Genomic DNA, 14,036 nt, shown 5'->3' on the forward strand with positions numbered 1-14,036 from the left:
GTTGCTGTTGCTGTTAGCGTCCGTGACTGCTAACATCTCTTGCCAGACGGTGTAGGTGTCGAGAGCCTGCACTTGCGTATAGTCAAACCCGATCCCTTCATACTGCGATGCGACGTTCTTGAGATTTTGGGCCGTTGCGCTGGATGTCGACAGATCGGTTAAAACTGTGTACTGCAGAGTCTGTCCGCTGGGAATTAATACCCGCTCCTACTTGACGACGGTCGGGCCAAAGACAGACCGGCCGTCATTCCCGGGCAAAAACGGGCTTGATGGGCGTTCCGTCCACGAGATGCCAGGAAGGTCGGGATACTGGTCCTCATATAACAAGCGGTTGTCGTTGTTGCTGCCGTTCTCAGCAATCATCTACAAGCGCTCGTTGAACGGTAAAACCGTGTTTGCCGATGTCTGCACTAACGCTATAATCCTCAACAAAAGTATGAGACCCGGGGTCTGACTCGAAGCCGTTCCATTCGAGTAATTTGAAGTGACCACCCGTCTTGGAGGGGTGACATACTCGTGACCCCGTTAGCCGAAGCCTTGCGGCATTGAAAACCCATTCCTGAAGTTATTACTGTCGACGATGATCTGCTCGTATCATCCCGAGTAATCCTCAAAGGTAGCCCGACCAATATCGGAATTGCCATTCCCTGTAACTTCAAATAAACTATCGCCCCGATACCAGATCGGATCCGCAACGAACGCCGCATTGTATTCGCTGACATCTCCTGAAATTAATACCGGATTTTCGATATACTGATGAGAGGTGACCTGATCGGCGGCCACCTTTCCAGATCGCGTTTGCGATGAAAACCCGTCAAGAGCTCCCTTGGCTTCTCCGATAACTGCATCCTCTGATGTGCCACTCATCCTACTCCAAGACTCGCGCTCTCTATTCAGCAAGACTGCTGCAACCTATCATCTAAGGAGGGTTTCAACAACGCTTTTCGACTCAAGAATCGGCTATAAGCGCACCAATCAGAACGGAACAAATATACCCTTGAGATGTTAGTTCGCACCATGCGTGCTCCTCTCGTTTCGACAATCATCCCTACTTATAATAGACCCAATCAATTTGCTGAGGCTTTGGAGTCAGTCAATAGACAAACCTATGAAAACATCGAAGTTGTGATAGTTGACGACGGCTCTGACAAGACCTACGCTAACCGCATAGCTTCAAATGCTCTCGATACGGACTCGTACATTATTTGTGAACACGACACAAATCAAGGCGTTGCCGTAGCGAGAAATACAGGAATCAAAGATGCAAACGGCGAGTACATAGCATTTCTTGACGACGACGACGTTTGGAAAGAGTCAAAAATAGAGAAACAAATCGCCTCGTTAGAAAACGATGACCGCTCTTTCTGTTATACCTGGCTGAAAAGGGTAGACGAAGATGGAACTGTCACGGGAAGATCGACCAAAACAAGTACAGGGATGGTTAGGACGGAGGTTCCTGATGGGGGATTTCCAGGCCCACCCGCAGTATGTGTTAAAAAAGACGTCTTTGATGATATTGGATACTTCAATGAATCGCTCGATGTATTTGAAGATGTGGAATTTGGTCTGAGAATGGCGGACAATTATGAGTATTCATGTGTGCCTGATACATTAGTCGTCGCTAGCTCTGTGAATCACGTTTCTAGTGAGTATGTGATGAAAAAACAACAAGCAGTACAAAAAATACTCGATTGGCATACCCCTCTTCCCGAACGATTTGGTCCCAAAGCGACCGAACGTTTCCGGTCAAGATTGTATCGCGGACTCGGGATAACTGCCCTCAAAGCTGGTGAGTACTCCATAGCTAGAAAAAGTCTTCATCGCTCGATACGCGAATATCCCTCGCAGCGGCAAGCCTACGTATATGCTTTAGCCGCACTGTGCGGTAAATTCACTCACAAACCATTGCTTTTTTTAAAACGAGCTGCATTCGACCAAAACAATAATTAATTTCCATCATGAATTCTCGGGATATGGGGATGACACTTATCATATTACTGTTAGATTGGGGATAAACGTACAAACTTAAGAAACGACACGTCCTAAAGGCCAAGCAAGTAGATGAACGAAATAGATGAGGAGGTCGCTCTCGGCACAAAAGTCTTCAGCCGGCCCGGTGATTTATATCGCCTGATGGAATCAATTCCTTCTTGGATTTCACAAGTCTATATCGCTGATGACGGGAAAATGACTGAAGAAAAATTGGCCATATATAATTCCAATTATGATTTTGAATTGACTGTTCTGGATCTTGAATACGATTTGGGGGTGGGTGCCGGGAGAAACGCCATAGTTGATGCGGTTACCGAAAATTTCATTTTTATTGTTGACCCAGATCATCAACTGCCGCCGACAGTTTCATTACTTTACGAACAAATCAAAGATTCCCCCAGAATGGGAGGCATCGGCTCATTGATCATAGAGCCCGAGAATGACAGACTATACTCCCAAGCTGCTGATTTCCGAGAGATTTCAACTAACGGGAGCCGGGAACTTGTCAGAGAAACGCACGGGATAGAAAGTAAAAAAAATATACGTATTGTGAAAGGCGCCCCACTTGTTGAATTCGACTTCATTCCACACGCGACACTATTCAGACGTGAATGTTTAGAAGAACAAGCATGGGACGAGGCATTTCTCACTGAATATGAGCATACAGATTTTTTTCTTTCTCACTGGAAAAATACAGACTGGAAGTTCTCCATATCACCAAGCGTACAAATGCTGCACTATCCGGGTGGAGACACGGAGTATTTGCTCAACCGCCAGGATCCAGAAAAGACCGCACACGGTAGGGAACATCTATTGAACAAGTGGGGATACAACAACATGACAACGACAGAGGGCAGATGGATTGAGGCAGGTTCCCTCGGATCGTTCTCAGATAATTTTGAAAGCGCGATTCAAGTTCTTCGAGAAGAAGGACCGATAGCGCTATTACAGCAAGTGCGACTATACTTATCAAACGACAGGTAAGCATGCAGGAGCCGAATGTGCTTATAATCTCAATTGATTCACTGCGAGCAGACGCGACTTCACTACTTAATCCAAATCTGGAAAATACCCCCTTCATTGAGCAATTCTCATCAGACGGAACTGTGTTCAGGAGTGCTTTCTCTCAGGCCGAGTGGACAGTCCCTTCCCACACTTCGGTTTTTACCGGCCTGTATCCAACCGAACATGGTGTTGTGTCAGGAGACCGAGCGCTCGGAGATCATCCCACGCTTGCGGAACTGCTCAAAAATGGAGGATATCAGACAGGCGCAAATTTCCGACTTAACTGGTTCACAGGGGGTGGTATTCTTAGGGGGTTTGGTGATTACGAAATAGATAAAAGAGAGAGATCTAATTGGCTAATTGAAACAGCAAAGGAGTCAATTAAGCAGTCATCAACTCTAAGACAGGTTGCCCGTGGTATATATAGAGGGAGCTTTAGAGGTCACATGCACGATCAGCATGTGGTAGATGGAGCAATTGAGGCAATCAACAGTACTGAGGAACCGTTTTGCCACTTTGTTCACCTGAATGACGCTCATTGGCCATACTCCCCGACAGCTCCATTCCATAAGGCGGCCACTGAGAGACCGACGTGGCAACTGGCTTGGAACAGAGCGGTAACTCAACAGAAATTGTTCGACGAGGATAATCCTACCTCACCTGCAAATAGTGAAAAAATGGCGATAATGAAGGACCTGTATCTTGGGGCTGTTCGCCAAGTCGACCATCACGTAGAAAATCTGCTCACCAACATACATGAAGGCGTTCTTCAAAATACGATCGTTGTCATTTTCGGAGACCACGGGGAAGCATTCGGAGAACATGGTGAGATTGGTCACAATGCGCCAATTCCGGAGGTGGCTCACGTTCCGTTGATGATTAGAGATCCGACTGATACTCTACCATCTTCGAGTATTGAACAGACTGTCCAACTTATTGACCTTTACCCGACCTTGGCTGACTTGCTGGATATCAACGTTCCTGAAACAGATGCTACGAATCTAATTACAAATAATCCGCCGGAAGTAGCGTTCACCCATGCTGGTGATCCCGTGGGGCAAACACACTTTCTGGAGGAGTACGTGGTGTGGCGCTCACCGACAGATTACGTCGCCTTGGACTACCAGAGCGGCAAGTTTGCCGAGCATGGACAAACGGGTAGATTAAGAGGACTGTTAGAGGATCATATCTCGAATCTTGAACATATCTCTCCAAAAGGAAGAGAAGAGATGGACGAGCAGACAGTCCGCCAACTTAAAGATCTTGGATATATGGAATGAACCAAGATGCAGAATAACATATTTGCTGAAATCCCTTTAAGATCAACTTTGTTCAGTATCATCAAATAATTGTTCAAAACTTATAATTTGAAAGCGAGACGGATCGGGACATTGCTGTAATTTCCTCTTAATTTTATTTCTTAAGACGCAGTTATAGCTTCGTTCTAACTAGCTGAATGTAATGATAGTACTGCATGACTATTGGTATCCGAGAGCCTCAAGTTGTTCTGTCCGTGAGATATTCGTAGATGTTCGATCGATCGTCGGCATTATAGTCTGCCTATCGGCTGCTTGAACAGAAGCCCAGGGTACTTCTCTGAGGCTTTTAATTTCCACTCTCGCTGGGTGGCCGTATAATCCATTATATCCTACTCCATTACCGTGATCAGCAGAAATAATTGCTTCCTTAGCATCAAAGTTTTGGCAAAGTTTGTTAACTTCCTCCAGTACGTATCGAAGGTTGTCTAAGTATAATTCGTGTAATTTGGAACTCTCAAGCTCTCCACGCATGACCTGATACCACGGTTCCCGACAGTCCTTAGCTGGGTACGAGAGCTCGACAGCCTCTCGGTTGTTTTGATTTGTTCTCGTTATAAATGGGGCGTGTGGTTGCATGTAATGTACAACATATCTATCAAAGTCAGTTGTTCGTCCAACTTTGATGGCTGCATTGGTAACTTTGTGAGCAGGAACAGTACCGAGATCGGACTCCCATCCCCATTCCCTGACGTCTTCGACAAAACCTAGCGACGGCGGTTTGTGGGCTTCCATAAATGGATTTGCGGTTATAAAAGCGGTTCGTCTTAGTACTTCGCTGGGCGTCCGGGCGAAAGTCTGTTCGTGCCAGTCATCGGATCCGGATCCGACGGAGATTATTGAACCGACGTTATCTTTATTAAAGAGTTGTTGTTCTGGGACGATCTCCCGGACCCATCCCACGTCGCATCCATCGATAATTATTAGCAAATCCCATTCCCGATCAAAGACATTTGTACCTTCAATATTCATTGGTTTGATGCGGTGGTACTGTTTCCGAACCCACCACTTAGCGCCCTCAATACCGCCCCTGTTGAAATGTATACGGAAATTACGTATATGTGATATCATCGCGGTTCTTGTTTGGTGGATGCAACGGTCGCAGAGACTCGGTTGGACTCGTTTCTTATAAGCATGATTATTTATTTGTAGCCAAGTTGAGTAAGTCTGTCCTCAACAGTTTGATCATCTTTTGTATTTTTGTGCTCCTTGGGTTTGTAACTCTCTTCGTCAACCGCTGTTGTTTCAATCCACGGGACTAATTGTACAGCGTCAATTGGCATATGGATTGGGTGACCGTAGATTCCCCACTCACCCACAGCATTCCCGTGATCAGCAGTGATCACGACATTCTCAGCATCTATGTTTTTCAGCAGGAGATCGATATCTTTGAGGACATATCGCAGATTCTCTCGATATCCATGCCATACATCAGTCTCGTTTAGCTCACCTTTGCGGAGCCGATCCCAAACATTGTCCCATGGTAATTCGCCAAATCGATTTATATCAATTCCGTAATCAATTTCCGGAGCAGTGATGAACGGATAGTGTGGTTGCATATAGTGGATTATCATTCTGGGCGGTGAATTGGAGCGAGCGAATGAAATAGCTTGGTCCGTCACAGGCCTCGGCGGCAAGGTTCCTAGTTCCTGATCCCAGCTATGTCTCCAAACTTCCTCTAATGCCAAAAATGTCTTATCATCAAGAAGCCAATCAGAATGCGGGTTTCCACATATATAAGCTGTATCCGAGATCTTGTCACTGAATTCGGTTGTGAAATTCTTCTTCATCCACTCACGAGTCATTGTGTCTACCGACCTGATCTGGTCCACCCCCGCAATATACGCGAATTCGGGACCAACCTCCTGCATGAGATCAAGACGACAGCCATCAAGTACTATTAGTACGTCCCAATTGCGATTATAGATAGGAGTACCATCCGGCGAAAACCGGAATACCTGATGAAGAAATTTTTTATAAACTGGATATAATGCTTCTGAAACCCCTGCGATCCCATCAGAGCGGATGTGGGAGAACGAATCATTCAACCAACCTTTCAGATCCATCGTTAAGATAATCTGGATCATAGCTATTATTTTTTATTATTTGAATGGGCGAGTGTTTCATCCAGACAGACGGAACGTTTGCACTGTATTGTGGCAGTCAATTCGCTTCCGACAGCAGGTTCATGGCAAGCTTGGTGAATTTAGCAGCAAGAAGATCGTGTGAATAATGATTTCTCACACGCTTAGCTCCCGCTTTTCCCATTTTGCGTCTTAGTTCGCTATCAAACGATAGCTTCTTTATTTTTTTTGCATATTCTTCAATATTACCCGGCTTGATCAAATATCCTGTTTCTCCATCTACAACTGACTTAGATATACCGCCAACTGGGCTGGCTACTACTGGCAACCCACTAGCCATCGCTTCTAGCACTGTGATACAAAGCCCCTCAGATAGTGACGGTTGAATATATATGTCCGTTTGTTGGAAGAAGTTGTACAGCTCGGACTGTGTTCGTTGCCCAAGTAATTGGACTCCATCAACCTTTGATACTTTTTGTTCTAGGAACGTGCCCTCTGGCCCTTCTCCCACAATATTGAACTGATAATTCTCAGCTCTAAAGTGGCTAGCAATATCTACGACAGCTCCAAGATTCTTTTCTGGCTGAAGGCGGCCTACCACACCCACTTTTGTAACATTGTTTTGAGTTACGGATACTTCCGGAAATGAGTCTGGATTAATCCCAGCCAATGTCAATACCTCAATGTCATCTTCGGAGATCCCAAGTTCCTCTTCTAACATGAAGCCAGATTCCTCACAGTCGGCTAATACCTTTGTAGCGAGACTTGCGGTAAGCCGGTGGACTGGTTGTCTAATACAGTTCTGTATTTTCGTGCTGTGTTGCCACCTGAAAATCACTGGAATACGCATCACCTTGCCCAGTACTGTACCAACTAATGATGAGTGGTACATTGAACAGATCAATATATCGGTGTTTGAGAAAATCCGGATGAGGGGCGCAAGACTGGCTATCTGATATTTATATTTCACATTGAGTTCGACAATATCAACATGATCTGGTAATTGAGTGAGGAATTCCTTATCATCAATACGAAAACAGACAATCTTGATATCAAATATCTGTTTATCTAGACCAGAGAGAAGTCTCGCCATTCCGGTTTGTGCGCCACCCCAGTCCAATGTATTGATAAAATAAGTTAATTGGTGGTTTTCGCTCATTGTTGATTTTGAATGTGTTACACCAGTTTGGTTATTTTACATCGTATATCCGAACTGATTCAAGTTATCTGTCGTTTCCGCGCTAACTCCCGACTGCGAGTCCCGCCTGCTAACCTCACCCTGCGCGTAGTTCTCGATCTCATCCTCAATGCATTCGAGCGCGTCCAGCGTCGGAGTCGTGTCCCGGTGGTGGCCGTAGAGCCCACAGCGGTCACGGCGGAGACAGTCGACCGTGACGTGGAGAACGTTCATCGTCGCTGTATCTCTCTCAAATGCAGTAGAATATAAAAATTGTTTTGGGAGCGATGCGTCCCTCCTGCGAAGCGAATGGACATCTGTTTTATTTCGAAACAATTCGACCCGAGCGGGGGTGGCTCTGAGCGGTACGCATACGAAGTATCGGGAGCGCTTGCGCGACGGGGCCACAACGTCGACGTGTTTGCGTTAGGTGACGGTGGTTCATTTGACATGGATCCGCTTCCGGACGGACTTTCGGTGACTTTCATTGCAGACCGCCGCCGGTATCTGGTCACGTTCGAGACGCTCTACTACAGCCTGCTCACCCGTCGGGAAGTCCACTTCGAGAACTACGACCTGATTCACGGAACGCTCATGCCTGCCTCGCCGATTGCAATGTCGGTCCGTCCTCCTTCCGCACCGCTGGTGCTCACTAGTCACGGTACCTCGCTGGGAGAGGTTCGCTCCCACCAGTTGGAAGTCCCAACAGATTACCTGAAGAAATTCTTCTTTCATCCGATGAACGTCCTGATGGATGCAGCGACCATCAGGCATGCGTCGCGGGTCATCGCGATCAGCAGGGACTCGCAGAAGGAACTGCAGGGCCGCTATCCCGTGAGCGACAATGCAGTGCGCCGGGTTCCACATGGCGTCGATTGTGACCGATTTCGTCCGGATTGCGCTGGACACCCGGATGTGAGCCCCGACCGATTCACCCTCCTCCATGTCGGCCGACTCGTCTCACGAAAACATGTCGACCTTGGTCTCGAAGCGCTCGCCACACTCGATCGAGATGACGTCGAGCTTCTCGTCGCAGGGACCGGGACCCACAGAGACAGATTGGAACAGAAGACACGCGACCTCGGTATCAGCCACCTGGTCTCGTTCTTGGGGTTTGTTCCGGAAGATGATCTCCCGTCGCTCTACGCCAGTAGTGACGCGTTTCTCTTCCTTTCACGATACGAGGGGTTCGGACTCGTCTTCCTAGAGGCGCTGGCCTCGGGTACGCCAGTGATCGGCTCCCGCGTGGGAGGATTCCCCGACCTCGTCACGGACGGACAGGAGGGGCTGATCGTCGACCGCGACGCCAGCGCGGTGGCAGGTGCAATCGACACCCTCGCGGAGTCACCCGAGCGAGCAGCGCAGATGGGAGAGCGTGCCCGCGCGCTCGCCGAGGGGCGAACCTGGGACGTCGTCGCCGAGGAGACCGAAGCCGTTTACGAGGCCGCTCTCCGCGGAGAATCACCGGACTCGAATAAGCGCGCCTGACCGGTCTCGACCGCGGACGGCTCGTGTTGCACACTCCGGTACACATAAACCCAGGAAGGGCAATCGATCAGGCAACTACCGGACACCGGTCCACACTGATGATTTCAGTCTCCAAGCGGACCCTCTACGCGGTACTCGCGACGGCCTCTCTCGGGACGGCTGGCGTCGCGCTCTTGCTTCCCGAGACACTCGCCGCCCAGCTCGTCGCGCCGGCCTCTCTGCTGCTCGTGCTCCTCGTTCCAGGACTCCTGGGCTATCTCGCCCTCACCGCCTCGGATACTGTCGACATTCGGGCCACGCTCTACGGCTTCGGCCTCTCGGCCGCCCTGCTGATGGCGCTGGGCTTCGTCGTCAATCTCGCCAACCGGCTGTTCTTCATCGACCCGATCCGCCCGCTCCCGGTCTGGATTTCCTTCGCCGCGCTTCTCGGCGTGCTCGGACTCTGTGTCGAGCGCCGCGTCCCTGGCGACCGCATTGACATCGCTCTCTCCTCTTCGCCACAGCCCTACCTCCTCGCCACGCTCCCGCTCGCCGCGGCCGTGGGCGCGCTGGTCGTCGCGGGCGCCGGGACGAACGTCTTCGTCGTCCTGGCGCTGGGGCTCGTCGGCCTCGTCTACCTCCTTGGGGCATTCCAGCCGTTCCACCGCGCGATGCTGATCTTCGCCGTCGCGCTCGCCCTGCTCCTCCACAACAGCCTCATCAGCGAGTTCCTGCTGTGGGGCGACCAGGGCAAGGAAGCCAATCTGGTCTACACTGTCCTCCAGGCCGGCCACTGGGACCCCTCGAACCTTCCGAAAGCTAACAAGGCTGTCATGCTCCGGATCGTCCTCCTCCACCCGCTGCACTCCCTGCTGACGGGGCTGGAGGTGCGCCACGTCTTCAAGATCGCCCACCCGCTCCTCTTTGCGACCGCCCCAGTTGCGCTGTACCGGACCTTCGCCACCCGCGGCCGCGCCCAGGCCGGCTACCTGGCCGCCGGCGCGCTGATGTTCTTCTTCTCCTTCTTTACCGTTCTCGCCCGGAACACCCGGACCGCCATCGCTATCCTCTTCATCATCCTGTTCGTGAAGGTGCTGCTCGACGCCGACCTCGCCGCCCGCACCCGCCGGGTCCTGCTGGTGACCTTCGGGACCTCCGTGTTCGTCTCCCATTACGGCGCGGGCTACATGTTCCTGGCAATCCTCCTCGGTGGGTTCGTCGTCGGCGCCGTCGGCCGCCGCCTGACCGGCCAGCAGGCCCGGTTCCACGAACACCTCACCGGGCCATCCGTCGCCCTCATCGCGCTCATCGACTACGCGTGGTACACCTACGCCCCGCCCGACGCCGCGACGCTGAACACGCTCGTGGGCTTCGTCACCGAGTTCGCCGCCCGCCTCCAGGAGGGCTTTTTCCAGCCCTCGAACTCCGCGACCGCGAACTACGCCGCCAGCTCCTTCTCCTCGCTCTCGCTGAACGGGATCAAGCTCCTGACAATCGTCCTCTTCGCCGTCATCGGCATCGGCTGGCTCGTGGCCGCCTCCCGCGCGGTCCGCGGCGAGGACGGGATCGAGACCAACGTCTCCTACCTCGCGATGGCCACGATGGGTGGCGCGCTCGCCGCCGTCACGCTGGGCCCCGTCGAGCGGTTCAACACCGCCCGGACCATCGCCGTCTCGCTGGCCGTCGTCGCCCCCCTCTTCGCCATCGGCGTCGAGGGGATCCTCGGGGCCATCCCGAGCCGGTCGGCGGTCCCCCGCTGGGCCACCACCGCCGCCTGTCTGGCCATCCTCCTTCCCTTCTTCATCTTCTCCTCGGGGCTGCTGGCCGCGACAGTGACCAACGACTACTCGCCGAACGTGCTGGTCTACCAGGACAGCGTCATCCGGGAGGGCAACGCCGAGAGCAAGAGCTACCTCTACAAGCAAACCCTCCCTGATACGGGCGCCCGCGGGGGTGACTGGCTCGCCCGCCACGGGACCGGCGACGTCTACGGGAGCGGCTGGCCCGGCAACCCCACCTCCGGGGAGATCCGCGGGCCGGTCCCGGCGTACGACTACCACGGCAACGTCTCCGCGGCGACCAGCGACAGCTGCATTTACCTGAGCCCGCTGAGCGTCGACGCCGGCGTGATCCGGATGCCCTCCGCTCACCTCAGCAACGATTTCATGAACGTCTCCGACCTCGACACGAGCGCGCGCTCGACCGTGTACGCCAACGGCGGCGCGACGCTCATGTGCTGACGGCGCCCGGCCCTCTAGAAGCTGTCGGTCCGAGACACTCCGGCGCACTCCACCGAAAATGCCCTGTCTGGCTGGGCAACGCGGGTGGGGCTGAAAGGGGCCGCTCGCGTGGCGGCTTCGCCGCCACGGTATGACGAGGTCGGCGGAGCCGACCTCGCGCTCGGCGCCTGAGACGACGCAAGCCGCGAGGCGCCTCCGGCGCCTCGGCCCGTGCGAACGGGCCGAAGGCCCGTGAGCAGACACCGCAGCGAGGCGAGGAGCACAGCGAGTCGCACTAGCCGAGCGAGCGGGGGCTTTCTTGCTGTCCGCAGTGCCGTCGACACCACGATCTCCCCGGAGTCCCTCGCTCCAGAGGAAGTCGCGAAACCGTCGGTTGGCTGTCGCTGACGGGACAGAGCCACGGACCGTCGAAACGATTACACCACTCCGTATACAGCGTATACGTATGAGCACCACCATCCGTCTCTCCGACGACACGAAAGCTATGCTGAGCGTGCTGAAAGAGGACGACGAAAGCTGGGACGAGTTTCTCACCCGCCTTGCCCGGCGGGAGCGCGATGTCGACGAACTCGGCGGATTCGCGGACGACGATGTCGTCTCCGATATGGCAGACGCCCGTGAAGACGCCCGCGAGGACTGGGACGGCCGCCTCGACGCATGATCTGCCTGGACAACGACGTGTTCAGCCGCTACGCCTCACAGGAATCCTATCCAGCGGTGTCCGACTACCTCGCCGCTCACAGCACCGAGCCGTGGCTCCTCCCCTCGATTGTCCTGTTCGAGTACCTGCAGCGATACTCGGCGCACAATACGATTCAGACGGAGCGACGAACCGTCGAGGACGCCATTGACGGAATCATTCCTGTCGATGCCGACGTCGCCACCCAGGCTGCGAACCTGCGGACTCGTCTCGCGTCCGCCGGCACGTCTCTCGCTGTCCCGGACCTCCTGATAGCAGCAGCCGCCCGGGAGCACGGGTGTACGCTCGCCACCCGAAACAAGACCGATTTCGACAAGCAACCGATTCACGAACTGCTGTCCGTCGACATCGTTCAGTAGCGACGCCCGCAAACCCGCTCGACCGTCGGTGTCGGCTGCTGACGTCCTCCCCGACACTCACCCCAGTAAAAACGGGCCCTCTGCTGTCTCGAGGCGAGCCCTGGTGAGAATCGGCGTGGGAGCGTTTGTCGCCGGCGGTTGGAGCGCTGGCGCGGCTCCGCCGACGAACTCGAGGCCGAGACGGGCGACGAGGGCTGGTCGGACCTCAACGTGCACGGCCTGTGCACCAGCCGAAGTCCCCCGGAAGCCGGCTCGAAATCCCCGCCAACCGACAGGCCTTTTCGGCTCGCATCAGAGCATGCACGCATGAGCGAACAGGGGGAGCAGGCGACCGTCGAGATCCCGGCCGACGTCCGGTCGCAGATTGCGGACCGCGTCGAGCACACCGAGTTCGCTGACGTGAACGCCTACGTCACCCACGTTCTCGAGGAGGTACTCCACCAGGCCGGCGAGGACAACGACCTCTCCGGAGAGACAGTCGACGAGGAGCAGGTCGAAGAACGGCTCAAGTCGCTGGGCTACCTGAACGAGTAATCCCGCTCGATGAAGGTCGCATACCTGTATGACGCAGTTCATCCATGGGAGAAAGGCGGCGCCCAGAAGCGGGTCTGGGAGTTGGCCAGGCGGCTGGCCGACGACCACGACGTCCACCTCTACGGGATGCACTACTGGGACGGCCCGGCTGTGATGACCAAAGAGGGTGTGACCCTCCACGGCGTCTGCGAGCCCAGGGAGCTGTACGTCGACGGCCGACGGTCAATCCCCCAGGCGCTCACCTTCGCCGCCAGCCTCGTTCCCCCGCTCCTGCGCGAGGACTTCGATATCATCGACTGCCAGGAGTTCCCCTACTTCCCCTGTTTCGTCGGGAAAGGTCACGAACTTCTCCGGGACTCGACGCTGGTCGTCACGTGGTACGAGGTCTGGGACGACTACTGGCACGACTACCTCGGCTGGAAGGGCGTCTTCGGGCAGGCCGTCGAGCGCGCCACCGTCCGGCTGGCCGACACTGTCGTCCCCATCTCGGAGTACATCGCCTCGGACCTGCGGGCCATCGGCCGCACGCACGGGCTCGAGGTCGTCGAAAACGGCGTCGACTTCGACGGCCTCCAGGATATCCCCGCAGCGGACGCCGACTGGGACCTGGTCTACGTCGGCCGGCTCTCCGAGCACAAGAACGTCGACTTGCTGCTCGACGCCGCGGCCATCGCCTCCGGGCGGATGGACCGCGAGCTCTCCTGCTGTATCGTCGGCGACGGCCCCGAGCGCGACCGTCTCGAAGCGCACGCCAAGGACGTCGGCGTCGCCGACCAGGTGGACTTTCTGGGCTTCGTTGAGGCCGACGACGACGTCATCGGGAATATCAAGGCCGGCTCGGTGTTCGTGCTGCCCTCGACCCGCGAGGGGTTCCCGAACACGATCCTCGAGGCGAACGCGTGTGGCGTCCCGAGCATCGTCGTCGACCACGAGGAGAACGGGTCGACGGCCGTCGTCGAGGACGGCGTCACCGGCTTCATTACGTCGGTCTCCGCCGAGGCCATTGCCGACCGCGTCGTCGACCTCCTCACAGACGACGACCTCCTCGCGGACCTTTCTACCGGAGCCAGGGAGTTCGGCTGGGCCCACGACTGGGATGTGATCGTCGACGACCTCGAAGACGTATATTCAAGTGCCGTGCAGGCAGACGGCTAACCAGTTG

The 14,036-nt window shown here is 54.4% G+C and carries 14 protein-coding genes; 9 read left to right on the plus strand and 5 right to left on the minus strand.

What is annotated here, in order from left to right; translation table 11 throughout:
• Positions 1-594: 594 nt before the first annotated feature.
• Positions 595-867: a hypothetical protein gene (locus tag GN153_RS04375; RefSeq protein WP_159900207.1), complete on the minus strand. Its 273-nt coding sequence runs from the start codon at positions 865-867 to the stop codon at positions 595-597.
• A 150-nt stretch (positions 868-1,017) separates the two neighbouring features.
• Here GN153_RS04375 and GN153_RS04380 point away from each other — a divergent pair, with 150 nt between their 5' ends.
• The 3 genes from GN153_RS04380 (at position 1,018) to GN153_RS04390 (ending at position 4,277) form a co-directional block, all read left to right on the plus strand.
• On the plus strand, positions 1,018-1,950 hold the full coding sequence (locus GN153_RS04380; RefSeq protein WP_159900209.1) for a glycosyltransferase family 2 protein: 933 nt from the start codon (positions 1,018-1,020) through the stop codon (positions 1,948-1,950).
• A 111-nt stretch (positions 1,951-2,061) separates the two neighbouring features.
• Complete coding sequence (locus GN153_RS04385; RefSeq protein ID WP_159900211.1) at positions 2,062-2,976, plus strand: glycosyltransferase family 2 protein; 915 nt, start codon at positions 2,062-2,064, stop codon at positions 2,974-2,976.
• Between the two features lie 2 nt (positions 2,977-2,978).
• Entirely contained in the window at positions 2,979-4,277 is a 1,299-nt protein-coding gene (locus tag GN153_RS04390) for a sulfatase (RefSeq protein WP_159900213.1), read from the plus strand.
• A 198-nt stretch (positions 4,278-4,475) separates the two neighbouring features.
• Here the strand turns inward: GN153_RS04390 and GN153_RS04395 are convergent, their stop codons facing one another.
• The 4 genes from GN153_RS04395 to GN153_RS04410 all read right to left on the minus strand — a co-directional run bounded on the left by GN153_RS04395 (position 4,476) and on the right by GN153_RS04410 (position 7,808).
• Complete coding sequence (locus tag GN153_RS04395; RefSeq protein ID WP_159900215.1) at positions 4,476-5,285, minus strand: hypothetical protein; 810 nt, start codon at positions 5,283-5,285, stop codon at positions 4,476-4,478.
• A 170-nt stretch (positions 5,286-5,455) separates the two neighbouring features.
• Positions 5,456-6,379 (minus strand): hypothetical protein, encoded by a 924-nt coding sequence (locus GN153_RS04400; protein ID WP_159900217.1) that lies wholly within the window; start codon positions 6,377-6,379, stop codon positions 5,456-5,458.
• Positions 6,380-6,476: 97 nt separating this feature from the next.
• Positions 6,477-7,556, minus strand: coding sequence for a glycosyltransferase family 4 protein (locus GN153_RS04405; RefSeq protein ID WP_159900219.1), 1,080 nt, complete (start codon positions 7,554-7,556; stop codon positions 6,477-6,479).
• Positions 7,557-7,592: 36 nt separating this feature from the next.
• The gene (locus tag GN153_RS04410; RefSeq protein ID WP_159900221.1) at positions 7,593-7,808 is read right to left on the minus strand and encodes a hypothetical protein; all 216 of its coding nucleotides are present in this window, start codon (positions 7,806-7,808) and stop codon (positions 7,593-7,595) included.
• Between the two features lie 75 nt (positions 7,809-7,883).
• Here GN153_RS04410 and GN153_RS04415 point away from each other — a divergent pair, with 75 nt between their 5' ends.
• From GN153_RS04415 to GN153_RS04440, 6 genes are all read left to right on the plus strand, one after another.
• The gene (locus GN153_RS04415) at positions 7,884-9,062 is read left to right on the plus strand and encodes a glycosyltransferase family 4 protein (RefSeq protein WP_159900223.1); all 1,179 of its coding nucleotides are present in this window, start codon (positions 7,884-7,886) and stop codon (positions 9,060-9,062) included.
• 98 nt (positions 9,063-9,160) lie between these two features.
• Entirely contained in the window at positions 9,161-11,281 is a 2,121-nt protein-coding gene (locus GN153_RS04420; RefSeq protein WP_159900225.1) for a DUF2206 domain-containing protein, read from the plus strand.
• A gap of 445 nt (positions 11,282-11,726) precedes the next feature.
• A complete protein-coding gene (locus GN153_RS04425) occupies positions 11,727-11,942 on the plus strand; it encodes a DUF7557 family protein (protein ID WP_159900227.1) in 216 nt (71 codons plus the stop codon).
• Positions 11,939-12,340, plus strand: a complete 402-nt coding sequence (locus GN153_RS04430) for a type II toxin-antitoxin system VapC family toxin (protein ID WP_159900230.1) — start codon at positions 11,939-11,941, stop codon at positions 12,338-12,340. Before GN153_RS04425 ends, GN153_RS04430 begins: the two co-directional genes overlap by 4 nt.
• Positions 12,341-12,646: 306 nt before the next feature.
• A complete protein-coding gene (locus GN153_RS04435; RefSeq protein ID WP_159900232.1) occupies positions 12,647-12,874 on the plus strand; it encodes a hypothetical protein in 228 nt (75 codons plus the stop codon).
• A gap of 9 nt (positions 12,875-12,883) precedes the next feature.
• Complete coding sequence (locus GN153_RS04440; RefSeq protein WP_159900234.1) at positions 12,884-14,029, plus strand: glycosyltransferase family 4 protein; 1,146 nt, start codon at positions 12,884-12,886, stop codon at positions 14,027-14,029.
• Positions 14,030-14,036: the final 7 nt, after the last annotated feature.

The organism is Salinirussus salinus (assembly GCF_009831455.1).
GTDB lineage: Archaea > Halobacteriota > Halobacteria > Halobacteriales > Haloarculaceae > Salinirussus > Salinirussus salinus.

Coding starts and splice junctions, on each gene's coding strand:
- GN153_RS04375 (WP_159900207.1), bottom strand. CDS start 867: ATGAGTGGCACATCAGAGGATGCAGTTATCGGAGAAGCCAAGGGAGCT.
- GN153_RS04380 (WP_159900209.1), top strand. CDS start 1,018: ATGCGTGCTCCTCTCGTTTCGACAATCATCCCTACTTATAATAGACCC.
- GN153_RS04385 (WP_159900211.1), top strand. CDS start 2,062: ATGAACGAAATAGATGAGGAGGTCGCTCTCGGCACAAAAGTCTTCAGC.
- GN153_RS04390 (WP_159900213.1), top strand. CDS start 2,979: ATGCAGGAGCCGAATGTGCTTATAATCTCAATTGATTCACTGCGAGCA.
- GN153_RS04395 (WP_159900215.1), bottom strand. CDS start 5,285: ATGAATATTGAAGGTACAAATGTCTTTGATCGGGAATGGGATTTGCTA.
- GN153_RS04400 (WP_159900217.1), bottom strand. CDS start 6,379: ATGGATCTGAAAGGTTGGTTGAATGATTCGTTCTCCCACATCCGCTCT.
- GN153_RS04405 (WP_159900219.1), bottom strand. CDS start 7,556: ATGAGCGAAAACCACCAATTAACTTATTTTATCAATACATTGGACTGG.
- GN153_RS04410 (WP_159900221.1), bottom strand. CDS start 7,808: ATGAACGTTCTCCACGTCACGGTCGACTGTCTCCGCCGTGACCGCTGT.
- GN153_RS04415 (WP_159900223.1), top strand. CDS start 7,884: ATGGACATCTGTTTTATTTCGAAACAATTCGACCCGAGCGGGGGTGGC.
- GN153_RS04420 (WP_159900225.1), top strand. CDS start 9,161: ATGATTTCAGTCTCCAAGCGGACCCTCTACGCGGTACTCGCGACGGCC.
- GN153_RS04425 (WP_159900227.1), top strand. CDS start 11,727: ATGAGCACCACCATCCGTCTCTCCGACGACACGAAAGCTATGCTGAGC.
- GN153_RS04430 (WP_159900230.1), top strand. CDS start 11,939: ATGATCTGCCTGGACAACGACGTGTTCAGCCGCTACGCCTCACAGGAA.
- GN153_RS04435 (WP_159900232.1), top strand. CDS start 12,647: ATGAGCGAACAGGGGGAGCAGGCGACCGTCGAGATCCCGGCCGACGTC.
- GN153_RS04440 (WP_159900234.1), top strand. CDS start 12,884: ATGAAGGTCGCATACCTGTATGACGCAGTTCATCCATGGGAGAAAGGC.